We start from the raw sequence: 25485 nt of genomic DNA, 5'->3' as shown, positions 1-25485 counted from the left end.
GATATAACAGGCCCTATGGCCAAGGAGGACAACATGCCATTAGTTACTACTACAGAAATGTTCAAAAAAGCCTATGAAGGCGGCTATGCTGTTGGCGCTTTCAATGTAAACAACATGGAAATCGTACAAGGTATTGTAGATGCAGCAAAAGAGGAACAATCTCCTCTTATCTTGCAAGTATCTGCAGGCGCACGTAAATATGCTAAACATATTTACCTTGTAAAACTTGTGGAAGCCGCTCTTGAAGACAGCAATCTACCAATCGCTCTTCACCTTGACCACGGCGATTCCTTCGAAATTTGTAAAGACTGTGTAGATGGTGGTTTTACATCCGTTATGATTGATGCATCGCATCATGATTTCGATGAAAATGTAAAAATCACAAAACAAGTTGTTGAATATGCTCACGCTCACGGCGTTGTAGTAGAAGCAGAATTGGGCCGTTTAGCAGGCGTTGAAGATGATGTAAACGTATCTGATGCAGATGCTCGCTTCACTGATCCTGAACAAGCTGCTGAGTTTGTCCATCTCACAGGTGTAGACTCCTTAGCAATCGCTATTGGTACTAGCCACGGTGCATACAAATTCAAAGGCAACCCTTACCTCGATTTTGATCGTTTGAAAAAAGTGGGCGAATTATTGCCTAACTTCCCAATCGTATTGCATGGGGCATCCTCCGTATTGCCTGAATTCGTAGCAAAATGTAATGAATTTGGTGGCAACATCCCTGGCGCACAAGGCGTACCTGAAGAAATGCTTCGTAAAGCAGCTCAAATGGCGGTTTGCAAAATCAATATTGATACAGACCTTCGCCTTGCTATGACTGCATCTGTACGTGAATACTTGGCTCAAAACCCATCTGAGTTTGACCCACGTAAATATTTAGGACCTGCTCGTGATGCTATTAAAGGCATGGTAGCTCACAAAATCAAAAATGTATTAGGTTCTTCTAACAAACTATAATCAATGGCTAGTGGATTTTTAAAAGGAACCTTAATTTTAACAATTGCCGGTTTCGTAGTGAAAGCCATCGGTAGTATCAACTGGATTCTTCTATCTCGCATCTTGGGTGGTGAAGGCATCGGTATCTACCAGATGGCCTTTCCTATCTATTTGTTACTATTACAAATTTCGAGCGCAGGTGTGCCGATTGCCATCTCTATTTTGACGGCAGAACGATTAGCCTTACACGACTTTGGTGGTGCTAAGAGAGTATTCAATATTTCTTTTACAATGTTGACTATAACAGGTTTTATCGCCAGTCTTGCCATGTACTTTGGTGCAGATTGGTTAATCTCTAGTGGTCTCATTGCTGAAAGCCGTGCCTACTACTCTATCATCGCGCTCGCTCCGGCAGTATTCTTTGTAACATGGATTTCCTGTTTCCGCGGGTATATCCAAGGCTATGAAATGATGACGCCCACGGCGATTAGCCAAATTGTAGAACAATTACTACGGGTTATCGTTATGCTCGGTGCTGCTGCTATTTTATTACCTTACGGTTTACCAGCCGCAGCAGGTGGCGCTAGCTTGGGTGCAGGTGTAGGTGCTTTTGGGGCCTTCCTGGTGCTGTTGTATTATTACTACAAATTACCTAAGGCTAGTAGTACTGGTGAAAGTTACGATGGTCCTCGTGAATCAGCTAAAGAAATTTTGTCACGACTCTTAACATTGTCCATACCAATTTCCTTAGCAAGTATCATGTTACCGTTGACGGCGAATCTCGATTTACTTATCGTACCACGTCGCTTATTAGATGCTGGATTCCCGATGAACGAAGTAACAGAACTCTTCGGTTACCTTACTGGGATGGCGGTACCGCTCATCAACTTGGCTACCATCATTACCGCAGCCCTTGCGACAAGCATTGTACCAGCTATCTCTCATGCCTTTGCAAAACGCGATCATCAAGGTATATATGATCGCACTGCAGGTTCTATGCGACTAACATTTATGGCAACCGTACCATTTACAGTGCTATTGTATGTACTTGCTGCCCCCACCGTTACACTGATTTACAATGCGCCTAAGGCAGAACTAGCAACGCAGATCACGGCGTTCTCGATATTCTTCCTAGGTGTACATCAAGTAACAACAGGTATCTTACAAGGTCTCAACAGGCCACGTATTCCAGTCATAAATATGGGGATTTCCCTCATAATCAAGGTTATCCTTAACTGGACACTGACTGCTATTCCTTGGCTGGGCATCGGCGGTGCCGCCTGGGCAACCGTTGCTGATATAGGCTTTGCGGCGTTACTCAACTTGATTTATATCAAAAAGTACACAGGCTACTTCCTTGATATTTCCCTTCTTTGGAAAAACGTGGTCAGTGCCGGTGTTATGGGCGTACTCATTTTCATGAGTTACCACTATTTAACAGGTATCTTACCAATGTGGGCTAACTTTATACTCACTGGTATTGAAGGGTTACTACTGTACGTAATTATCATGGTTCTTTTAAAAGGCCTTAATAAAAACGATGGTGCAAGCATGCCACTCGTTGGTAGATTCTTTAGATAAGAGCTGTATATACTTACATAAAAATAGGTTCCTAATAGTCACCTATATGACCATTAGGAACCTATTTTTTATTTACTTATTTTAATCTTCTCCTTATTTTAAGCCTGTATACCTATCATTGTTAAAATTTCCATTATGATTGGAATTACTACAACAAATAGTATGGTACTAATCATGACTAGACCTGTAGCAAATGGCAAATCAGCTTTTGATTCATTCGCTACAATTGGCAATACTGCAATAACAGGTCCTGCTGATTGTACAACAAAGGTAATGATTGCAATTGGTTCTAGAACAATGCCTGCTCCATATTGTAAAGCCGTAATCAAACAGAACATAATAATCGGGGAAATGACAAAGCGTCCTATAATCCCACCGATGGAGTCTTTATTTAAACGCATGCTTTTTAAGCCCGCATCATGAAGTACAATACCTATATAAATCAAGGATAATGGGGTTACCATATCACCTAAGTAATTCAAGGTAGTATGCAAAATTGGAAGTAAAGGAATTTCAAAGAATAAGAAGATTAATGCCACAAAAAAACCTATCAAAGGTGGTGGTAATAACTTCTTCCAATCAAATTTAGGCTTCTTGCTTTTACCTTCAGTAAATACTGAACTATTATGTATACTATCAATCTTATGGGTGTCATTATTAAAATCTACTTCAGAATTTGGCAGTGGATCTAGTTCTATGAGGAATACCCCTACCATCCATACGGAAATAGTGTTACCGATGTAATATAACAAAAAATACGGCAACGCCTCTTGTCCAAAGAGTGCAATTTGCACTGGTAACCCAATAAACAAGCAGTTATCATTTACTACCATATTGATGAAAATACCACGTCGTCCTTTAGGAACTTTCAACATTTTCATCATAATGAACGCTACGATATATGCAATAATATATGTTAGGACAACTACTAACATGCCATATCGTAAATTCCATATATCTGAAGTATGTAGGTGATGTAATACAGATACAAATACTCCCGCTGGTAATGCAACCGACATGATAAATCGCGATAAATTACCACTAAAGGTGGGGTTAAACATGCCCCGCCCTTTTAATATATATCCTAACAAAATAAGTAGCACAATAGGTATGATACTTTGCAAAGATGTTAGAAAAACCATAGTAAACCTCCCGTACAGTTCATTCGTAGTTTATCATATCATGTTTCGCAATAAACTTATACAACTATATCTTGAAAGAAAATATAGTAAAATGTATCAACTTTAACATATTTTCTCTATTATAAGTCTTATAATTATAGCTATTAGTAGTGTTTTTATCCATAAAAATCTGATACACTAACATCAGGTTGTACAGATTTTTACACATATGAGGTGATATTATGACGAAACCATTTATTGGCATATCTGGCAATATCTTACGAGATAATGGTGGTCCTTACGTAGATTTATTGCGTTCTTACGTAAACCAAGACTATCCTCGTTCTATTGAGGAAACTGGTGGCATTCCTGTTATAATTCCATTTACCCAAAATCTTGATGTAGCTCGCGAAACGGTAGCAAAGCTTGACGGCTTGTTATTATCCGGCGGTCATGATGTATACCCTCTTCACTATGGAGAAGAACCTTTGCAAGGTCTTGGCGATGTATTTCCGGAGCGCGATCAATTCGACTTTGCTTTAATCAAAGCAGCAGAAGAAAAACAAATTCCCATCTTTTGTATCTGTCGTGGCTTACAAATCTTAAATGTATATCGTGGTGGTTCTTTATTCCAAGACTTAAAATATGATCAAAACTGTACAATAAAACACTCTCAGAATCAAACGCCTTCTCTTGGCACTCATACGGTAGATATTGAATCAAAATCAAAACTAGCTAGTGCTATAGGTTGCAATACTTGGATTACGAACTCCCATCATCACCAAACAGTAAAAAATGTTGGTAAGGGATTACAGGTTGTAGCAAGAGCTAAGGATGGTACTGTTGAAGGTTTAGAGGATCCAGCCTATCCTTGGTTAGTAGCCTGTCAGTTCCACCCAGAAATGATGTCTACAAATGATGAAAATGCAAAACGTTTATTTACTGCATTCGTAAAAGCAGCTCAAGAAAATATAACTAAATAGTAGGAAGATTGTATCATGAAAGAAACAGGAAAATTTGGCTTTTGGAGTATTGTACTCCTTGGCATCAATGGTATTGTAGGGACAGGTATTTTCCTACTGCCAAATAAAGCATATTCCATAATTGGTTCCGCTAGCTTAGGTGTACTCTTATTTGACGCCGTTATCGCTGGCTGCATCGCCCTTTGTTTTGCTGAAGCAGCTAGCCTATTTACACGTAATGGCGGTCCTTATCTATATGCAAAACATGCATTAGGTGATTTCTGGGCCTTTGAAGTAGGCGTTCTAAAATGGATCGTCACCGTTATTGCCTGGGCGGCTATGGCCGTTGGCTTTGCTACAGCATTAGGTGCTGCAGTACCAGCTTTAAGTGGTGATTTTGCAAAGGACGTCATTTCATTTATCTTAATTGTAGGTCTTACCATTGTAAATATATTTGGTGTTAACGTATCCAAATTCGTTAACAACTTAATCACTATTTCTAAGCTAGTCCCTCTTGCCCTATTTATTGCAATTGGTATTTTCTTTATAAATGGTGCTAACTTTACACCAGTCTTTCCTCAAGACATCTATGTAGATGGATCATTTGCTCAAGCAGCGGTTCTTCTATTCTTTGCCTATACAGGGTTTGAAGTCATTGCCATTGCTGCAGAAGATATGAAAAATCCTAAAAAGAACTTACCACGTGCTATTATCATGTGTATGCTTCTCGTATCCGTTCTGTATATGGCAATCCTTGCTGTATCTATTGGTGTACTTGGTACAGATTTAGCAAATGCTAAGGCTCCAGTACAAGATGCATTCAATGTGATCGTTGGTCCTATTGGCATGTATATCGTATTAGTAGGTACCTTAATCTCTATGGGCGGTATCAACTTTGCTGAAGCTTACTATGCGCCTCGTGTGGCAACATCCATGGCGGAAGATGGTATGCTACCAAGTGCTTTAGCAAAACGCAATCGTTACAATGCACCATATGTAGCAGCGATTGTTACTGCCATTGCCAGTGTATTACTTGCATGGTCTGGTTCCTTTACAACACTAGCAGCCATTAGTGCGGTATCTCGTTTTACACAATATCTACCAACGTGTTTAGCTGTCATTATCTTCCGTCGTAAATGGGCTGACAAAGCTCGGTCTTATACAATCCCTGGTGGCTATTTAATCCCAGTCATTGCTATCGGCACATCCCTATGGATGTTAGCACAAGCTCAAACTAACCAATTATTATGGGGTCTAGGTGGCTGTATCGTAATCTTGCCATTCTACTACTCCTACTGGAAAAAGAAAAAAGCTGGGCTCATTAAAGACCATGACGAAATATAAATAATACAAAAAACTACCAGTTATTCATAATATCTAGTGGCTTATCCTTCCATAGTAGAAGGTCTATTTAAAAGATATATGTTTAACTGGTAGTTTTTATTTTATCTATTAATCGTAATTAAATTAGATATATCAAATGAGTAGTATCGACTAATATAGATCCTCTTCAATAATAGTTTCCTTCGTTAAGTCCTCTTCGATATAACCAACCTCATCAGTCGCTTCATCTTCATCGCGTGTATCGATATAAATACTGATAAGTACTAGTGCACCTTCTTCATTGAGGGTAGCAATGGCACTCATAGGGCCGTAGGTTAAGATTAATCCATCTTCTTCATCGCGAATAATATGAGGCACTGCATCAAAGTGTTGGTTCATTAATTGATCAAAGTAATCCTCTACATCAAGACCGCTTTCAAGGGTAATAGATTCAGCATCACCCTTTTGGAATACAACACGCGTATCTTCATCGATATATTGATAGAAATCATCAATATCTACATTTGCCGTTTCTAACCACATGCTAAGGGCTGTAATCCAGTCTTTCACAGTAGCTGGTGCAGAAATAAAAGCATATTCGCTTTCATCAGCGCCAAAACGAAGATCATCATACTCAATACTATAATTTTCTTGGCTTGAAACGATACGATCTACAAGGCCTTTATCATTTACATCTACAAAAATCATATACACGTAATTATCGTTGTTTTCATAGGAAACGGTTAAACCATGACGACCCTCGTGAAATAGCGCATCCTCCTCATACACATCGGTAATATGCATGACCTTGCACGTAACAGGCACATTATCAGCCTTGATGGACTCAGTCATAGAGGACAAAAACTCAACAGTTTCATTGCGGTTTCGCCCAATAATACCACGACCTGTAGACATATACTCACAATCTTCACTTAACATATGTTCAATACCGTGAATATCTGCGGATTCGAGAATAGATTTTATCAATAAAAGAGCTTGTATTTCAGTCATACTATTTCTCCAAATCTTTTTTAACTATATCTTCAATATTAGCAAGATCAACATTGCCCTTGAATTTCTCAGGAATAGTAACTAACTTAACATCAGTTATCATATTACGAAGTTGTTCTTTAGTATAAGACATATTTCTATTATAAGTCAATATACTAGTTAAAGCTGTCGTTCCATCCTGAATATAAAATACCATTATACCCTCTTTATTAGCTTTCTCTTGTTCCACTAAAATACCTGGTACACCATCATTCCATACAATGCGTTTAGAGAAATGGACAAAGTCTTCAGGCGATTGGACTGCATTCATAATCACCTCATCCATAAAGCTAGCTAGCGCAATAGAATCAGTTCCACGCTCCTTAGCTATGGAATCTATAAAGATAGTTTGTGTTATACCAGAAGGACTTTTATAAAATAAACCACTTTTAAAATCTGCTAAAGTAGCACTAACTTTTGCATCATTAAGAATACGATAAATAAAATTTTCACCGTCTATTTTTGTTGTATGAGAATATACATTGCTATCTGTTAAAGGTTTAATAGATGGTAACACATAATTAACCAGTATGGGACTAATTACCTGCCCCATATCCCGCTTAGCTTCAGTTATACCTACATGATATCGAATAGTCGAATCATTATCAAAAGCAAAGTTTAAATTAGAGTAAAATTGAGCTTTATTATTTTTCTTAATTTTGCCATACAAAGAATCCCAATAGCTATCCATTAAACCAGCATAAGAAAAACTCGCTCCGTGAATATCTTCTGGTTTATAAGAAATCGATTCAAACTCTTTTATGTTTGTAGGTCGTTTATAATCTTTACGTAAATCCTCTTCCGTGATCGAATTAAATGGCTTTCCCATATAATCAGAACTTTGCCAATTCTGCTTATTTTCAACTATTAAGCCTGTTGTCATATTATGAGAGAAAAGTTCATACCCTATATATTTATCAGTTATATTATGTTTCTGCACTTTATAATAACTCATATAAGGTACAAGGAAACGAATCCCTTTTCCACTATGATCAATAACCTCTGTTTGCCCCTCATACAGATTAAGGGGACCTACATAACTTTCTCGAATGACTGTTTCAGCCTCTTTTTCAGATAGGCCATTATCTCTATATAGCTGCTTAGTTTTATCATACTGTTTACTCTTTTGAAAGTCTCTCAAGGCTTCCTCTTGTATATTTCTAATTAAGGAATCATGATGTATATAACTTTCATAAGCATTTGCAGAAATTCTATTATCCGCACCGGGAATATTAACATCAACAGCCCCTACTAAACCAGTAATTAAGCTGATATATACTGAAAATACTATTGTTTTACGAATCATTTATCTCTCCAATTTTAAAATTCCCAACTATAGTACGTTAATTGTAACATAGTCCAATTTTTTATGAAAATTTTCTCCGCCTGTCATATAATAGAATAGTTAATAATTACATTTGGAGGTCCCTATGAAATATACTACCATCGTTTTTGATTGCGACGGCACATTGCTCAATACAGCTACAGATTTAGCCAACGCCGTAAATCATGTTCTACGTACACATAACTTCCCTGAAAAATCTCTAGCAGAGATAAAGGCAGCTCTGGGTAATGCAGTAACCTATTTGATGCGTCAATGTTTACCAAGTTCTGTAGCAGATAACGAATTAGAGCCATACATTGAGGAATTCAAAGCTTACTATGGTGAGCATCTAAAAGATACAACAGCTCCCTACCCAGGCATCCTAGATATGCTTGATGTATTGCGTGAACAAGGTTATAAATTAGCTATCGTATCTAACAAAATCCAAGAAGGTGTAACACCACTTAATAAAGAGTACTTTGGCGATCGTTTGCCTGTTGCCATTGGTGAACGGCCAGGATTACAACGTAAACCTGCTCCAGACATGGTGTTACAAGCGTTAAAAGAACTAAACTCTACATCGGACGAATCTATTTATGTAGGTGACTCTGAAGTTGACGTAGCTACTGCAGAAAACTCCGGCCTACTTTGCATTGGTGTTACATGGGGCTTTAGAGAGGAATCGCTCCATCAAGAACTAGGCGTAACACATATTGCTCGTAAAGCAGAAGATATTCTAAGCATTGTTGAAACCTTGAATAAATAATATATACACCTACTCATGGACCTTATGATAGGATTAGCCATATTCAAGATACTACTCATATATTGAGTATAGTCATTGACATATTCTAAATTCTTGTCAATAATCTATAGCAAATTCATATAAATAAGAGATTTATAATTTAAAATCGTACAAAATTGGGAATTAAAATCTTAAAATTCTCATCTTGTACGGTTTTTCTTTTATTTGCTCAATTTTATTTCATTTTTCACATTATACATTTTACGCATAGCTCCTATTTCAAATCTATTGCCTCAAAAATGTGATATATGTTACATTTATGGGGCAGTGCTTTCACATAGATACGCCGTCAATTCAATAGAGAGTATATTAAACAGGATATGACCGCACAATACCATGTGAATATTCTACTGTATGGTTGTAGTTAGTTGACAGAGAAATGAGGAACAAATGGAAAAGGAAGTAAGAAAAGTTGAAATGAGTGAAAATGTAGCAGATCCTACAGGTCTTGGTCTACTAGGTTTAGCTATTGTATGTTTTGTGGTATCCACGTCCCGCGTAGGCTGGTCTGGCCCAACAACATCCGTTATTATACCTTGGGCTGTTTTATTAGGTTCATTGGCCCAATTAATGGCAAGCTATTTTGATTTCAAGAAAAACAATCCATTTGGATCCGTTGTATTTGGTGCGTACGGTTTATTTTGGTCTGCAATGGCTGGTGTTTGGTTAATCCAAATGGGGTCTTTCGGTCCTGAAATTCAAAAAGGTTTCGATGTAACACAATTAGCATTCGCTTTTGTAGGCTTTTTAATCTTCTCTATCTTTGGTACTATTGCATCTTTGAAAACAAACAAAGTTGTATTCGCTATAATGCTACTTATCTGCTTCCTATTCTTCGGTCTAGCAACAGACCTATTCTTAGGCGGCAAAACAGGCTTCTTCGCTCTTGCAGCATGGTCTGAACTATTCATATCCCTCTTGGGCTTCTACGGTTCTGGTGCTGTACTTGTTAACAAAGTATTCGGTAAAACTATATTTCCTTTAGGTAAAAGCATATTATAATAGTTTGAAAACTATATAAACTCTTGCACAATAAAAGAGGTTCCTAATGGTCACAAGTTGACTCATAGGAACCTCTTTTTAATTTACTTTTACTATACCCGTTCAGCTAAATATTACAGACTGACTAAATACATTAGGATAAACAAATATGGGCGTCTGATCAAATACACCTTATTTATAACTAAACCGCGCATCCATAATCATCTGGCGCAACTGCTCAATGCGAACACCATTTGGTAGCTTGTCTCTATAAAACTGCAACTTATAATAGTAACGAGTATCTTCATAATCAGTAACTAATACCATATCCGTCCTATTATGTAATGGCCAGCCATACATAAATTCGGCTAGTAAACTACGCACACCATCATTATCGACCTCTGTTACATCATACTTAATAGGCAATACCATCTTTGCAGTAGGTTCAGGAACCGTTCTATCTTTAACAATTTTTTCAATCTCTTTATCTAAAGAAATACTTGTATTATCGATAGATCTAGCCTTCACATGCATGAAGACACCATCAGAGGTTCTAAAGGCTCTGCCATCTATATCTTTAGTTTCCCCTTTAGTCTCCACAGAGCCCTTCAATACACGGAACTGATACGGACCAAAAAACTTGGTTTCTGTAATAGCATCTAAACCCTCATCATATTGACCATTATGTATATTCGTAACATGTATTAGAGGTCTAATATCGTTAGCGTTTGAAAGCATTGGTGCCGCTAAACACAAACCTAAATTTAGTAATGTAATACAACGTTTCATAAATATCTCCCCCACTAAACACTAATATTAATTGTATTGTAACATAGTTAATTCGTTTTTATGATAGTAATTACAAAACGAAAGAGGTTCCTATTGGTCACCTAGGTGACTATTAGGAACCTCTAATCTATTTACTTTTATTATTCACAACACTATATTGAACTTGAGGCCTCTAAATGGGTCCAGCCTTTGCTAATCTTCTAGAGATTGGCGGTGATCAATATGAGTACATTCAAAGTGTTATCGCTCATGATTTCCTTTGGCATACTTGTGGCGACCATTATCATGGCAGCAAAGTGATTGACCTCTAGCTAAAAGCTAGCTTTCTAATCGTGGTATGAAAAAAGGCCCGACATTGAGAGTCAGACCGTTTCTTCAACATTAAATTCTAGAAGCGAAGTCTGGCGTCGAAACCATTTATGCCTCACTTTTATATAAATTATATCATATCTAAACACAGAAAGGAATCGAATTGTTTCTTTCCTTCTTTTCTTTTATAAAGCCTTATAGTGCATACGATAGTGACTTATATCACCGACAAGATGTCCTTTCAATTGCTATATTTGTAATATATTCCTACTGGGCTGACGGATACGTAGAATTAACTACATGCACAGTAGCACACATCGTGTAATAGCCGACCGTCTGGGCAAGCTTTTGTTCAGATGGTCTTTTTTATTGCCTTCCCGTAACAAATGCTTCTTTATCTATATCTGAATATCTCACCTATATGAAAGGAGTTTTCTTATGAGAAATCGTTGGTTTATTGCATTAGCAGCCATTGGTCTGCACATATCCATTGGTAGCGTATATGCATGGAGCGTACTCACACGTCCTATTATGGCAGATATGGGTTTTACTTTATCGCAAACAACATGGACATTCTCATTAGCCATTTTAATACTCGGACTATCTGCGGGCTTTCTTGGATCCTTTGCAGAAAAAATTGGTCCTAAGAAAAGTGGACTTCTCGCTATGTTATTCTGGGTAACCGGATTATTGGGTACGGCCTATGCACTTAGCATACACAATCTTACCTTACTCTATCTCTTCTACGGCATCATCGGTGGCATTGGACTAGGCATTGGTTATATAACACCAGTTTCTACACTCGTGAAATACTTTCCAAATCGCCCAGGATTTGCTACTGGTTTAGCTATTATGGGTTTTGGGTTTGCTTCTCTCATTGCAGGGCCTCTTATGCAATACCTTGTAGCTCAGGTTGGATTGGTGGATACTTTCATTATCCTCGGTGTAATCTATCTCGTAATTATGAGCGCCTCTTCGCTATATTTGAAAGCACCTCAACCAAAACACCCAACTCGAACTACGAAAGATAAATCCACCATGTACGTTCATACCCATGGCATGCTAGCCAATGATGCCATGAAAACTTGGCAATTCGGGGCCCTTTGGTGGGTATTCTTTATTAATATTACCTGTGGTATAGGCCTACTATCCTTAGCCTCCCCTATGGCGCAAGAAGCCATTGGTATGACACCTACAGCAGCTGCATCACTGGTTGGTATCATCGGTATCTTCAATGGCGGTGGGCGCATTGCATGGTCTACTATCTCTGATTACCTTGGGCGAGCACAAACTTACATACTATTCTTTATTATACAAATCATCGCATTCTATTTACTCGCCGAAACAAATAGTGTTTTAACATTCCAAATTTTAATCCTTCTTATTATCACCTGCTATGGCGGCGGCTTCTCCTGTATGCCAGCTTATCTTGCGGATCTCTATGGCATACGCCAGCTTTCTACTATTCACGGCCGTATCCTAACCGCTTGGGGATTAGCAGGTATTGCTGGACCTATGCTCGTATCATACTTTCACGAAGCCGGATATGGCTATACTACAGCCTTATTATGCTTTGCTCTTCTATTCGTATTAAATACAATTATTGCTATAATCTTAAAAATATACGGCAAGCGAGGACTGCATAACTGATACTTACTATTTAATATAAAAAACGGTCTGACATAGAAGTCAGACCGTTTTTTCAATAATCATATATGATTATTAGCAAATCCAATTTAATTTACATTCGTAATGAATACTATTATAGTATCGCCTTAAGATTATTAATAAATCTCTCTTCATTTAGTTGAATTTCGTCCACGAAGTCATAGTAATCATTACACCCCTGAGGTATCTCCAGCCCGAGTTTTATAATACTAATATCATTACGGCCCATAACATTTTTTTCATAGGTAGATCCGCTATTTAGCTTTAACTGGAATGACTCCTGATGGTTAATATCAGGATAAAAATAATATCCTTTTTTGGCATCAAATCTGTACATATAGGCTAATACCTGTAGATAATCTTTGTTCTTAATATTTTTTATAGGTTTATACTTTGCATCCGCAATAACCCGTGGCTTATCAACTCTACTAATAAAGTCTGGGTATATTCTTCCCTCATTATTAAACAAATATTGTGCTTCTCTTTGGGATTTATTCATAGGATGGTAAAAAATATCACTAACTAAAATATTTATATATTCTTCCCATAACCAAGCACCATCAAAAAGGATGCCAAAGATTTTCTGACTATTAAAACCAAACTCATGTTTTTGATACCGTAAAATCATTAAACATAATCTTTGTAATGCGGCGTACTCTTTATAATAAGCGTGACGAACGATATTCCTTTCATTACTTTTTATAATGGCTTGTCGATCATAGATTTCATATGTTGGTGTCGCATTAACAATTAGCTTTACTTCATCCTTTATATTAAACAATATATTATGGCCGACTTGGATACCTTTAATAACTTCAATTGTATGCCTTACAAGCTGGATTAGCGAATTATCATATGAAAATAATCTTTCATTATAAGCAATTTTACCTATAAAAGGCGTGTTTTTATTAATATGTCGAGGAATATCGATTATACCTTTTATATTCGAATCATTACTCTTCCTATTAATATACTCTTTATAAAGCCCTTTCCGCATAGCAGCTCTTAAATATTGAGGAAACATGAATAGTAGAAGGTTAAATAACTGTTTGTCTTTATTTGCATCAGTTTCTAAATCTACAATATTAGGTAAGTCGAGTACTCTCTTCAACAAATACTTAAAAAAATAATCGTTTCTATTATTACTAAAGCGAGATTCAATAATTAAACGCTCCGTACCATGGCCTACAACCCCCATAACATTTCCAGTGCGTATAGAATTATTAATAGTTTGTAAAACCAATTGATCTCTTGTCAGATCTTCGGAGTTATTTATATAACGAGGAAAGATAAAAAGTCCCTCATGCTCAAGTTGGTGTAACGTTTTATTCAATATACAGTTAGTAAGATTTTTGCAATTTAACATAATAGAGGAGTTATAAGAAGTATTATCCTTTATTTTCAAAGGTTCCATTGCCATCTCCTATTTTATCCTCTTTATAACCATATGCTTTAGCAAAGGTTGTCATTATTTCAGCTTCATTATATAGACCTTGGATATACTCTTGTAATAATGGCTGTAAATAGTCTTCCCATAATTGATTAAAATCCAATGTTTTTAGTTTTAAAAAGTAAGCTGCACCAATTTGGTAATTTTCATTTAGCCCTTCAACTTCAACGATAGCTTTATTAAGACGTTCCATTCGATTCAGAGCGTCTTCTTTCAAAGTGTCATTTTCTAAACTATCTAAATTTATATTAATGTTAGTTAACCCATCTAACATATCTGTAGTAGAATCAGCTTTAATTTCAATAAATCGGAAACGCCGTCTCATTGCAAAATCAAAACTATCAACAGAGCGATCTATATCATTCATAGTCCCAATAATATAAACATTTTCAGGGATATAGAATTTCTCTTCATTAGAACTCATAGTGGAATATTGAGTAGATATCGCTCCTGCTCTACCACGATAGCCTGGGTCAATAGCAAAGAATAACTCACCAAAGATTTTTGAAATTTCCCCACGATTAATTTCATCAATTATAAAAATATATTTCTTAAGTTTTTCGGATTCTACAGTTGGTTTAATTCGTGCTTTTCTACTTTTTTTAATAGCTTGAAAGATAGCAAAATAATAAGAATATACCTGAACATTAAATGTTTTACCAAAGAATGTTGATATATCTTTAACCTTTTTAAAATCTACTCCAGACTCAAGCATTTTTTTAATGTCAACTATATTAATAGATAGTTTATTTACGATATTATTCTCTGGTATCGTAATATAAATATACTTTCCATCTATACTTGATATATAAAAAGTACTTCCCTTCATAGTCTGAAATTGATCAACCCCAAACTCTACCTCATCTAAAAAGGAAGTAATATCCTCTTGTACTTCGATCTCTTTAGCGATAATTTCAGGTGTTTTTTGGGAGTTCTCATAATTTGCTCTTGCTTTAGCTACAAATTTTTTAAAAATTCCATCTTGTAATTCAAAAAGCATTACCCCCTCATTAATTCTTGGACGTAAGCCTTCAACAAAATCGGAATAATCGTAACTTGGATGAAATTGAACAAACTCAATTTGCTGCTTTTGTTCATCACTAAGCAATTCGTAATTATCATAATAGCCATCACTAATTATATCTGCAGCTATTTGCTTAGCTAAATAGGTTTTTCCTGTGCCAGGAGCGCCTCTAAAAATTATATTTTTAGACTCGATGAGCTTACGTGAATATGGATTTCTATATTCTTTAATTGGTTTTTCCAATTCTTCTTGAACCGTAGCTTCAATTGTGTTCTCTTCACTTTCTATACTATCTTTGTCCCGATAAGTAAGTATAAATTTATCTCCTTCTTGGCCAAAACGCTTTAAACACTCTTGAACAAAAATAATAGTAGAAAATAAGTTCCAACAATAAATGACAAATAATCTACCCTCTCCATAGGAATATTTCATATATTCAATGGAATTGCGATAGCGTTTAAAGGATGCAACACTCGAGTAAATCCCATGCTTTAGTTCACTATCTGGATTATATTTACAGACAGGAAACATTTCTTTTTCTTCTGCAGATAAATTAACAATTTCTTTTTCAAATATTTGAAATGCTAATCTAGGCAAAGTTTGATTCGAGTTTTTTCGTTCGCCTTTATTATAGTTACGTGTGATTATCTCCCCATTACTATTCTCAAATTTCACATCTAACGTTTTGTAATAATCTCCTAAGCCAAGATTATTAATATCGAATCGTGAATCAGTAGATATAACTGTGTTGGCAGTTATTGTAAGTATAAACTTCTCCTTTATAGTATTTTCTGTAGACATAAAATACCTCCCCATAATATAAAGCATATTTTAAAATATATTCTTCATTAAACACTCATTCATTATATTTTCATTTTACTGCAAAGTTACATTAAAATAAATAAGTAACTCTAGTAATATATTAAAATACAACACATCTAATAGTGTTACTAAACGAAAGAGGTTCCTAATAGTCACCTAGGTGACTATTAGGAACCTCTAATCTATTTACTTTTATTATTGACAGCACTATATTGAATTTGAGGCCTCTAAATGGGTCCAATCTTTGCTAATCTTCTAGAGATTGGCGGTGATCAATATGAGTACATTCAAAGTGTTATCACTCATGATTTCCTTTGGCATACTTGTAGCGACCATTATCATGGCAGCAAAGTGATTGACCTCTAGCTGAAAGCTAGCTTTCTAATAGTGGTATGAAAAAAGGCCCGACATAGAAGTCAGACCGTTTCTTCAAATATTTACTTTAGAAGCGAAGTCTGGCGTCGAAACCATTTATGCCTCACTTTGATATAAATTATATCATATTAAAACAAGGAAAGAAATCTAAGGATTTCTTTCCTTATTTTGTTAGTAAGATCACAATTTACTCGCTTATAAATCCTCTAAGGTATAAATAGGTAAGTATCTTTGTGCGAAGGCAAGGTTTTTATTAAGTTCTGCCCATTTAGTAGCATCACCAATAACATAGATATATTCTTTTGCTCTAGTAAAGGCTACATTTACATTATTGGCGTTAACCCATTTAATAGCTCCATTAGCAGCGCCATCGCTTTGACAGCCTAACATATAAATAACGACTTTAGCTTCTTTACCTTGGAAGGTATGAACCGTACCGATATTATCATCTAACCAGTCTTTCTTATTATCCTCTTTAGTCCAATTCACAATATCATTACTAAGGGATTCCATATACTTTTTAAAACCATATGCCACACTGGTAAATGGTGTAATGATAAAAATATCTTTAAATTTGGTATTTCTTGCTCGTAACTTTTGAATCAATTCAAAAGCAATTTGACCTTGTACTTGTATATATCTATCTTTACCAGTAGTAGATTCAATATTACTTGCATCATATGTTATCCAACAGCTCTCTTTGCATAAATCAATAGTCTCTTTAGTATCCAGAGTCTTATTAATCATAAAGCCACCATAGGATAAATCATTAGCTACTGTAAACATAGGATCCTTACAGCGTCTATGAATAACGAGTGGACAACCAACCCAAGATTCAGAACCATCAAGATTTTTGATAATGCCTGCAAATGAATTTTGTGCATCAGCTAAACTTTGTACAGATAACTCTTTAGTCCGATATTTACCAATACCTTCGCCACCAATTTTTTCGACAAACAAATCCTGTACAGTTTGTACCGGTTCAATCTGTTTAGGATCACCAACTACTATTGCCTTTTGCGCACGGAATAATGCCCCTACAAGCATATGAGGTGACGCTTGTCCTGCTTCATCGATAATAATTGTACCTAACGAACTTTCAGATTTACAATTAATCAAAAATCTCTCCACAGCAGCAAAGGTGGAAGAAATAACTGGTACTGCAACCATCAAGGAATTAATTAATGCAGGGAATATGGCATCAAGGTCAAAATTTTTCTGTAAATTTTTCCTATCATTTAATGAGCCCCAATACTGACTAAGTAATTGCATATTTTTTCTGAAAGCATTACTCATAACAACAGCCTTTTGCAATTGTAAAGCATCATATAACAAATGCTCTCTACATTCATTTAAGTAGTTGCACATATATAAGAACGCTGTATGGGCCTCTGCTCGGTCCTCATCAGGTGACATTAATTTTGATACTATATCATCAAAGCAATGTATAGAAGCTTTAGTACTAATTTTTAATGTACCTAAAATATCTTGCTGTGTTTCTTCTATTTTTTGAAGAGTATTATCAAACTCTTTAATATCAGCTAATAAACCATCTTTCGTATTGATTATAGATTCACGCTCATTAACCAACTGGTGTAATGCATCTAATTCACCTTTAACATTTTGAAGCTTTGTAGTCTCGTCTTCAATAACTGATAACAATGCAGCATTACTCATGGCTTCTAAAATAGACCAGTTAGTAGCACTCCAAATCTTATCAATAATAGAACGTTTGCTGTTCAACTCTATTAATTTAGACTCAATACTATTTTTACGCTCTATCAACTTCAACAAATTATCATCTAAATCATCATACTTACTTAATTGTTCATTGATTACAAGAACTTCCTCTTTTAATTTATCGATTTTACCCTTTAATTCTTGAATCAAATGAATATTCTCTTCATAGACTGTTACATAAGTAAATAATGCTTTTACAAGATTATGTTGAGCCTGAAACTGTTTCTTGGCACTTTCAAAAGCATCTTGAGCACTAGGCATACGCATAATAGAGGACATATCTGAGGATAATACATCTAATACTGGCATAAATGTGTTTATATTAGACTTCTTACCAAGTCTCGCAGAAATTAAGCCCCATTGTTCATTACTCTCTGCTAAACGATCTGCTAAAAAGGTAAAATATACCTCATTAGATTTAACAAATTGATACTTCTTATCCTTAGCAAAATAAGATAAATCAACCTGTTGATTAGAGGAATCTGGATGAAATAATGTAGCCCCATTAGTCCCCTCTTCCACAGAGGAAATATTTGGCAATTCTAATGTAATATTTTCAACGGCCTTATTATTTGATGAAAGCACCAGCATGCCATATAATGCAATATCACTAGGTATATCATAGTAAAAAGAGATCCCATCTCGGCCCACAACCTTTTTGAAGATATCATTTACATGATTACTTTCACAAAACTTAGCAGCACGTTCAACAATATTACTAGCAATGATATCCTTCAATAACGTAGTTTTTCCTGTACCAGGAGGCCCATTAACAGAAAAGACGTCTTTAGGATTCTCCTTAGCAATATTAACAGCAATTTGCTGCATAAAGGATAAGTTAAACTTTGAAGGCCATCTACCATATGGTAATACCTTCGGATTATACCATTTACGCATCTGCTTAGTATCTTTCAACAAATCATAATGCTCAATATCCTGATTAAGACTATTAATATAAGATAATACCTTATCATCATCCTTTAATGTATCAATGTGCCGTAAGACCAACTGTAAATCATCAAGGAAAAAACTAGATTTTAAATCATTAATAGGCATTGTATCAGCTTTAACAAGCTGAATTTCCTCTTCCTTAAAACCACAATAACCATAAATATCACCGGCACGAAACATGGTAACGCCCATAGGATCCAAGATATGCTCTTGTATATACGCATTGATCACACGTGCAGCCTTATCAAGGGATACCTTTTCCTCAGGAAGATTAAAACCATCCTCGATTTCTTTAACAACCTCATCCCATCCATCTAACTTAATATCTTTAAACTCCACATCAGGCTGAAACATCATTTGATAAATCACCCAAATAAAAGGAGCAATTTGTAGACTGCCCTCTTTATAGTATCCATCTGCATCAACGATAAATGATGCACTATACACATTCCCTAAATATGGTTTTTCAGGATATTCAATTTCTAATTTATCAATGAAAGCCTCTAATATTTCAGTCCCTTTAACTACACATAACAGAACAGCATGTTCATCATCTAAAACATATTCCTTTTCATCCTTAAAATATTTAATCTCATCAGTAATAGAGTAATTATAAGGATCATTTGGTAACGGGACTACATACGTAGAAACACGCGAATTTGTTCTTTTCCAATAAGGTTTTATTACAGACTGTTGATAAATAGTAGTTGTATCATTCTCAGTAGTAAATACAAGCTCATTAACATACTTCTTAGGAATTGCTTTATACTTAGGAACCTCTTTCGGTTGCAAACATTCAAGTGAATACCAATACTTTATAATTTGCTTTGCAATATCTTTCATCTATACCTACCCTCTCATTAGACTAATGAAAATATTATACAGGTAGAAGAAAGAGATTTCATGAAAATCAAATAAAAACAGTCCAACCGTAAAGTCAGCCTATTTCTTAAAGATATTACCCCAATAAGAACTTCTTATATTTCTCATTTATTTCATAATTTAATAACTAGTTATAACATAAAATATCAAAAATCCACCAATAAGAAAAGCAATTCCACTAACAACAACAGTTATAATTGTAGTATTACGCCAGATAGTACCATTCTTAATCATTTTATCATTACCATTAGCTTCGTTATAGTATGTTTGTGATATATAGGCAAATAACCAAGAAATAGTTGAAAAAAAGGCACCTATCGAAAAGAAAACTAATCCCCATGCAATCCCTCTAATCCAACGATCAAATTCAGTTCCCAAAATATTTCCTAAAAAAGCTAAGATAGCTATACCAGCTGCACCATTTAATAAAAGTAGTGCCTTTAAGCCGCCACTAGCATATTCTTTAATTAAAGATAATCCAATTTCAGACAGTTTTACCTCTAATTCACTTACCTTTAATCGAAACTCAGTTTCACTCATTTTTTCATATTTTTCATAATTATCAAAATTCTGCATATTTATCTCCTTAAAATTACTTGGGAACAGCGTAAGTTATCAGATATTTTAGTTGAACGTAATGAGCAACAAGTTGAAACAAATGAATATCCATTAATGTCGTTTGTTCAAGGGCATGGTGTAGTACCAAAAGGTGAAAGATATGATAGAAGCTTTTTAGTATTAGATCAATCGAAAAAATATAAAAGAACTGAGCTGGGAGATTTTATATATAGCTCTAATAATTTAGAAACAGGCTCTATAGGAATAAATAAAACGGGTAAAGCTGTAATATCACCTGTATATAGTATTTTTTACGGTGTATCTATTGGTGATAGTCAATTTATTGGGATAATGTCATTATTACCAAGATTTATTGCTAAGATGATTCGATTTAGGCAAGGTGTTGTTTATGGTCAATGGAGAATTCATGAAAAAGATTTTCTTGATATTTCTATATTAATACCATCAGAAGCTGAACGTACTAAGATTACAAAATTAATTCTAAGTATTGAAGAACTTATTACCCTTCATCAGTAAAAGCCATTTCTATATAATAATTCTCATGCTAATCCAGCCATAGACCGCATCACTAGATCAATATCTCTATTTTCCATTTCTTGAATAATATGTATATATGTTTTTTGTGTTGTTGTCATACTCGCATGCCCAAGTCTTCTTGCGACACTTGCAATCGATACTCCTGCAAAAAGTAATAGTGAAGCATGCGTATGTCGTAACCCATGGATTGATATAACTGGTATTCCTAACTTTTTACAATATCTTTCTAATACACCATTAATTGTGGAATTAAATACACGACCTTTCACAAATATCGGCTTATCTTCAGGTAAGCCTTTAATTAATTCTGAGAACTTTATGATTGTTTGCCAATCAAGCTGTATTTTTCTAACTGATGAGCGATTCTTTGTTGGCAGAAATCCACCATTCCCTTTATAATCCCACGTTTTATCCACAATCAATGATTGATGTGAAAAATCAAAATCCTTTGGCGTTAATGCTAAAGCTTCTGAAAATCGCATCCCAGTTTTAGCTATTATCAATATCAACCAATCCCAGTTAATCTCGGATGTCAATTTCAAATTAACTAACAAGGTATGTAATTCAAACTGATTTAGATATTTAATCTTCTTTATTCTTGGTGATCGACCTTTTATAATGGCCTTCCGCGTCGGATCCCTATCAATAAATCCTTCATCTACTGCATCCAATATAGCCGCTTTAATTTGATGATGAAAGTCCATTGTTGTTTGTCGTTCATGAAACTCTGCATAATCATTTAATAATTGTTGATACGATATTCTGTTTAATTGTGAAAGCTTAAGTTCAGGAACTAATTTTTTTAACCATAATAGAGTTATCTCATATTTTCGCATTGTTACATTACGAATAGCCCCTTCTTTATAAATTCGTATCCATTTTTCGTAATAAATATAAAATAGTTCGGATTTTTCCTCTATTGTCAACATAATTCTACCCCACCATTTACGCTGTTCCCACATAGAAATGGCTCTTGCTGATGAAGGGTAATATTTATATCTATCGTTTCTATAAATTTCCCTATAACGCACTGTTCATCATAATTAGGCATTGATATAGGTATTTCTAACAATGCTTTCAAATTAAGTTTTGATCTTCCACTACCAACAATAAAGGTAGTCATTTTTACAGTTTTTAATGAATAAGATAAAAATTTATTTTCTAGTTTTTCCTTATAACCTGCTATCACATGTGCATGGTTATTTACCCAAATCGCTCCATTTACATATTGAATAGGATAGTCATTTAAATCATTAGCACCATCTTCTGCAATCAAGACAAATTCTCCAGAATGCGTATGTCCTGATACATAATCTTGTATACCATTTGCTCCGTAATACGGTATTTTACCAGGTACCCTATCTGATGCCGTGACTGGTACTCTTAAATTATCAAAACAAGTAGTTACCTCTGACAACTTACGCTGTTCCCAAGAATACAAAAAGAGGTAGAAAAGTCCTATTTGGTCTTTTCTACCTCTTTTCCTTACATTTTGACACCTAATAGGGCTAATTGTTCGGCTATTTCTTTTTCAAGTTGTGCAATTTCTCGGTTATCTTGTTCAATCATACGATTGATTTCATCAAGATTAAGTTCTTCTTCTTCCTCAAATGTGTCTACATATCGAGGAATATTTAGATTATAGTCATTTTCTTTAATTTCTTCGATAGACGCAACATGTGCATATTTATCAACGTCTTGTCTATTTCGGTATGTTTCAATAATTTTAGTAATATTTTTATCACTTAAATTATTTTGATTTTTACCCTTTTCGAACTCATTGCTAGCATCAATAAATAGTACATCGCGTGTCGTACGGTTTTTCTTAAACACAAGAATTGTTGTAGGGATACTTGTGCCATAGAACAAGTTCGCAGGCAAACCAATCACCGCATCAAGGTAATTCTTTTCTATAATAGTTTGGCGAATCTTACCTTCTGCTGCGCCACGGAATAGAACACCATGAGGTAAAACGATTGCCATTGTACCTTCATTGTTTAGGTGATATAAGCTATGTAATATGAAAGCATAATCTGCTTTAGAGGCTGGTGCTAATTTACCATATTCACTAAAGCGTGGATCTTTAAGTTTACTTTCACTATTATCCCATTTCGCAGAATATGGAGGATTCGCAACAACCGCATCAAAGGAACGTGGTCTATCAATCCCATCACGGTCAGGACCATCTGGCCAATCACTTTCAAGAGTATCAGCATTATTCAGTGTCATATTATTATACGTAACACCATGCATCATTAAATTCATACGTGCCAAGTTATAGGTAACTGTATTTAGTTCTTGCCCGTAAAAGCTAACTGCACCTTGACGAGATCCATCAGGCAATTCATTACGAACCGTCAATAGTAGTGAACCAGAACCCATTGTAGGGTCATAGACTGTGAAAGTATCAGATTGAGATTTTATATTGCCAGTAACAATTTTAGCCAAGATTTGACTAACTTCATGTGGTGTATAGAACTCCCCACCTTTTTTACCAGCATTAGCTGCAAACTTACCAATCAAATACTCATAGATCTCACCAAGTATATCTTTACCATTTTCATCTTTATACTCGATTTCATCAATTTTAGTAACAACCGCATTTAAAGTCTTCGTTCTTCCGGCTGTTGTTGATCCAAGTCCAGAGTCACCAAGATTAATGTAGTTAAAAATACCTCTAAAATCTGCTGCAGCCTCTTTATTAATTTCAGCATTCTTATTAAAATTTTCAAATAATCGTTGATAATCACTAGGAATAACTGAGCCATTATGAATACTTTCAGTCAAAGAAGCCCATGTATCCTCAGGATTAATAACATATCCTAACGTACCTGCAATATCAATTAAACAAGCCTCTAAGCCTGCCTCTTCGACAAGTTCCTTATATGCCTCATTAACAGATTTTCCATCTGAAACATCAACCAAGTCATTATTAACTAAGTACTCTTCTTGATGAATCGAAAGATATTTATAGAACAAAAATGGAAGAATGTAATCTTTGAAAGAGCTTGCATCCATTGTGCCACGCAAATCATTGGCAATAGCCCATAATTGGCTTGAAATATTCTGTGCTTTTGATTCTGCCATACAAAATCTCCTTTATTTATACAAACATCTGTTGAAGTAATGCTTTTTTCTGTAATTGTAAGTGATCTAACTTACGCTGATGAAGGGTAATAGATTTATCAAGCTGATTAAATAGTGTACTAATTAATTCTTCCTCTTTGGGATTTGATGGTACATAACCATTAATATTATCAATAGTAGTTTTAGATAAACTAGGAACCCCTGTTGATTCATCAAACTTTTTCCAAGGCATCAATTGCATTAAATAGTATAAGAATAAAATTGAATGCTTATCTAATGCGGTAAGATAAAATAAAGTGTCTACTGTCCAAAAAGGTGCTTTGAGATATTGCGGCTTATCAATCGTTCCTTTTCTACCAATTCCTATAGCATCTATATTAGATAAAGACTCATTCACACTTAACATATAGCCACCAGTACCATATACAGGTATATCGCCTTGTTCTAGATGTTTATAGTCTTTACCGGAATTAACTTTTAAAATATCTGATAACTTACGCTGTTCCCAAGCATCAGTAAATCCTGGAAAACGAAGTTCAGGATATCGTTTTCCATTTTTCGGAAAAAGTTTCTGAAGCAACGCTTTTTTCTTTAATTTAAGATTATTTAACTTACGCTGATGAAGGGTAATAATACTATCTGTCTGCGACAAAAGACTAGCAATTAAGTTCTGCTCTTTTATTGAATTAGGTATGGCTATACTTTGTTCGATTAAATCAGTTTTACTAATCCCTTTTATTGATGTTCCTTGAAGAACTTTGGCATTTTCTTGCATTAATCGAAATAATTGATATGCAATAAATTTGATATCATTCCCATCAAAATCACTCAAAGATAAAAAATCTTGACTAGTAGTAAAATCTTGATTTATTACTGCAACTTTACCAACTCCAACTCTCGTAACTAAAGCAATTGAATCACGAGAAATTAATTTTGCAGCTGAATTTTTTAATGCATTATTGTCAATAAATTTTTTTATATTAACATGTACAACATCACCTTCAACTAAATCAGATGATTGTATCCAAGGTATATCACCACTCCAATATTCAAGATTAGTCGTTTTAGGAGTCCCTCCACCAGTTTTTATTTTTGCAATATTATCTAACTTACGCTGTTCCCAATCTTCCGTAAATCCCGGAAATCGCAATTTAGGTACTCTCCGTTTTTCTTTACTCATCAT

22 protein-coding genes and 1 riboswitch are annotated in these 25485 nt (G+C 35.1%); of the genes, 10 read left to right on the top strand and 12 right to left on the bottom strand.

Annotated elements, in window-relative coordinates:
* The first annotated feature begins 33 nt into the window (after nucleotides 1-33).
* Nucleotides 34-963 carry a class II fructose-1,6-bisphosphate aldolase gene (fba, locus tag PK1910_RS01470; RefSeq protein WP_004696283.1) on the top strand — a complete coding sequence of 310 codons (930 nt, stop codon included), beginning with the start codon at nucleotides 34-36 and terminating at the stop codon, nucleotides 961-963.
* 3 nt (nucleotides 964-966) lie between these two features.
* Entirely contained in the window at nucleotides 967-2523 is a 1557-nt protein-coding gene (locus tag PK1910_RS01465) for a putative polysaccharide biosynthesis protein (protein WP_119563164.1), read from the top strand.
* Between the two features lie 98 nt (nucleotides 2524-2621).
* Here the strand turns inward: PK1910_RS01465 and PK1910_RS01460 are convergent, their stop codons facing one another.
* A complete protein-coding gene (locus tag PK1910_RS01460) occupies nucleotides 2622-3665 on the bottom strand; it encodes an AEC family transporter (RefSeq protein WP_287511077.1) in 1044 nt (347 codons plus the stop codon).
* A gap of 221 nt (nucleotides 3666-3886) precedes the next feature.
* Here PK1910_RS01460 and PK1910_RS01455 point away from each other — a divergent pair, with 221 nt between their 5' ends.
* Together PK1910_RS01455 and PK1910_RS01450 are read left to right on the top strand one after the other, a co-directional pair.
* Nucleotides 3887-4627: a gamma-glutamyl-gamma-aminobutyrate hydrolase family protein gene (locus PK1910_RS01455; protein WP_278460629.1), complete on the top strand. Its 741-nt coding sequence runs from the start codon at nucleotides 3887-3889 to the stop codon at nucleotides 4625-4627.
* Nucleotides 4628-4642: 15 nt separating this feature from the next.
* Nucleotides 4643-5950, top strand: a complete 1308-nt coding sequence (locus tag PK1910_RS01450) for an APC family permease (protein ID WP_287511075.1) — start codon at nucleotides 4643-4645, stop codon at nucleotides 5948-5950.
* Nucleotides 5951-6100: 150 nt separating this feature from the next.
* On the opposite strand, the gene PK1910_RS01445 is transcribed toward PK1910_RS01450, so the two are convergent.
* On the bottom strand, nucleotides 6101-6940 hold the full coding sequence (locus PK1910_RS01445; protein WP_287511073.1) for a hypothetical protein: 840 nt from the start codon (nucleotides 6938-6940) through the stop codon (nucleotides 6101-6103).
* Nucleotide 6941: 1 nt separating this feature from the next.
* Nucleotides 6942-8285 carry a hypothetical protein gene (locus PK1910_RS01440; RefSeq protein WP_331299221.1) on the bottom strand — a complete coding sequence of 448 codons (1344 nt, stop codon included), beginning with the start codon at nucleotides 8283-8285 and terminating at the stop codon, nucleotides 6942-6944.
* A 124-nt stretch (nucleotides 8286-8409) separates the two neighbouring features.
* Between PK1910_RS01440 and PK1910_RS01435 the strand changes: the two genes are divergently transcribed.
* Both PK1910_RS01435 and PK1910_RS01430 read left to right on the top strand, forming a co-directional pair.
* A complete protein-coding gene (locus PK1910_RS01435; RefSeq protein WP_077708532.1) occupies nucleotides 8410-9069 on the top strand; it encodes an HAD family hydrolase in 660 nt (219 codons plus the stop codon).
* Nucleotides 9070-9498: 429 nt separating this feature from the next.
* Nucleotides 9499-10110, top strand: a complete 612-nt coding sequence (locus tag PK1910_RS01430) for an acetate uptake transporter (RefSeq protein WP_077708533.1) — start codon at nucleotides 9499-9501, stop codon at nucleotides 10108-10110.
* 171 nt (nucleotides 10111-10281) lie between these two features.
* Here the strand turns inward: PK1910_RS01430 and PK1910_RS01425 are convergent, their stop codons facing one another.
* Complete coding sequence (locus PK1910_RS01425) at nucleotides 10282-10878, bottom strand: hypothetical protein (protein ID WP_287511069.1); 597 nt, start codon at nucleotides 10876-10878, stop codon at nucleotides 10282-10284.
* Between the two features lie 176 nt (nucleotides 10879-11054).
* Here PK1910_RS01425 and PK1910_RS10320 point away from each other — a divergent pair, with 176 nt between their 5' ends.
* Nucleotides 11055-11189, top strand: coding sequence for a hypothetical protein (locus PK1910_RS10320; protein ID WP_021148298.1), 135 nt, complete (start codon nucleotides 11055-11057; stop codon nucleotides 11187-11189).
* A 259-nt stretch (nucleotides 11190-11448) separates the two neighbouring features.
* Nucleotides 11449-11536, top strand: a riboswitch (ZMP/ZTP riboswitch).
* An 89-nt stretch (nucleotides 11537-11625) separates the two neighbouring features.
* Nucleotides 11626-12837 carry an L-lactate MFS transporter gene (locus tag PK1910_RS01415; RefSeq protein WP_287511066.1) on the top strand — a complete coding sequence of 404 codons (1212 nt, stop codon included), beginning with the start codon at nucleotides 11626-11628 and terminating at the stop codon, nucleotides 12835-12837.
* Nucleotides 12838-12949: 112 nt separating this feature from the next.
* Here the strand turns inward: PK1910_RS01415 and PK1910_RS01410 are convergent, their stop codons facing one another.
* Nucleotides 12950-14269, bottom strand: a complete 1320-nt coding sequence (locus PK1910_RS01410; protein ID WP_287511064.1) for a 5-methylcytosine restriction system specificity protein McrC — start codon at nucleotides 14267-14269, stop codon at nucleotides 12950-12952.
* Nucleotides 14244-16130 (bottom strand): McrB family protein, encoded by a 1887-nt coding sequence (locus PK1910_RS01405; protein WP_021148301.1) that lies wholly within the window; start codon nucleotides 16128-16130, stop codon nucleotides 14244-14246. Before PK1910_RS01405 ends, PK1910_RS01410 begins: the two co-directional genes overlap by 26 nt.
* 252 nt (nucleotides 16131-16382) lie before the next feature.
* Here PK1910_RS01405 and PK1910_RS10315 point away from each other — a divergent pair, with 252 nt between their 5' ends.
* Nucleotides 16383-16517, top strand: a complete 135-nt coding sequence (locus tag PK1910_RS10315) for a hypothetical protein (protein WP_275946313.1) — start codon at nucleotides 16383-16385, stop codon at nucleotides 16515-16517.
* Nucleotides 16518-16721: 204 nt separating this feature from the next.
* On the opposite strand, the gene PK1910_RS01395 is transcribed toward PK1910_RS10315, so the two are convergent.
* Nucleotides 16722-20060 carry an AAA domain-containing protein gene (locus PK1910_RS01395; RefSeq protein WP_331299206.1) on the bottom strand — a complete coding sequence of 1113 codons (3339 nt, stop codon included), beginning with the start codon at nucleotides 20058-20060 and terminating at the stop codon, nucleotides 16722-16724.
* 159 nt (nucleotides 20061-20219) lie between these two features.
* Nucleotides 20220-20675: a hypothetical protein gene (locus PK1910_RS01390; RefSeq protein ID WP_215675519.1), complete on the bottom strand. Its 456-nt coding sequence runs from the start codon at nucleotides 20673-20675 to the stop codon at nucleotides 20220-20222.
* 96 nt (nucleotides 20676-20771) lie between these two features.
* Between PK1910_RS01390 and PK1910_RS01385 the strand changes: the two genes are divergently transcribed.
* A complete protein-coding gene (locus PK1910_RS01385) occupies nucleotides 20772-21194 on the top strand; it encodes a restriction endonuclease subunit S (protein WP_331299201.1) in 423 nt (140 codons plus the stop codon).
* 23 nt (nucleotides 21195-21217) lie between these two features.
* Here PK1910_RS01385 and PK1910_RS01380 read toward each other — a convergent pair whose 3' ends face one another.
* The 4 genes from PK1910_RS01380 to PK1910_RS01365 are packed head-to-tail and all read right to left on the bottom strand — an operon-like array spanning nucleotide 21218 to nucleotide 25482.
* Nucleotides 21218-22177 carry a site-specific integrase gene (locus PK1910_RS01380; protein ID WP_232055007.1) on the bottom strand — a complete coding sequence of 320 codons (960 nt, stop codon included), beginning with the start codon at nucleotides 22175-22177 and terminating at the stop codon, nucleotides 21218-21220.
* Entirely contained in the window at nucleotides 22138-22656 is a 519-nt protein-coding gene (locus PK1910_RS01375; protein ID WP_287510121.1) for a restriction endonuclease subunit S, read from the bottom strand. Before PK1910_RS01375 ends, PK1910_RS01380 begins: the two co-directional genes overlap by 40 nt.
* Before the next feature lie 44 nt (nucleotides 22657-22700).
* The gene (locus tag PK1910_RS01370) at nucleotides 22701-24302 is read right to left on the bottom strand and encodes a type I restriction-modification system subunit M (protein ID WP_287510120.1); all 1602 of its coding nucleotides are present in this window, start codon (nucleotides 24300-24302) and stop codon (nucleotides 22701-22703) included.
* Between the two features lie 16 nt (nucleotides 24303-24318).
* Nucleotides 24319-25482, bottom strand: a complete 1164-nt coding sequence (locus tag PK1910_RS01365; protein ID WP_287511244.1) for a restriction endonuclease subunit S — start codon at nucleotides 25480-25482, stop codon at nucleotides 24319-24321.
* Nucleotides 25483-25485: the final 3 nt, after the last annotated feature.

Source organism: Veillonella parvula (assembly GCF_036456085.1).
Taxonomy (GTDB): Bacteria; Bacillota; Negativicutes; order Veillonellales; family Veillonellaceae; genus Veillonella; species Veillonella parvula_E.
This window is presented reverse-complemented; position numbering and strand designations above follow the sequence as displayed.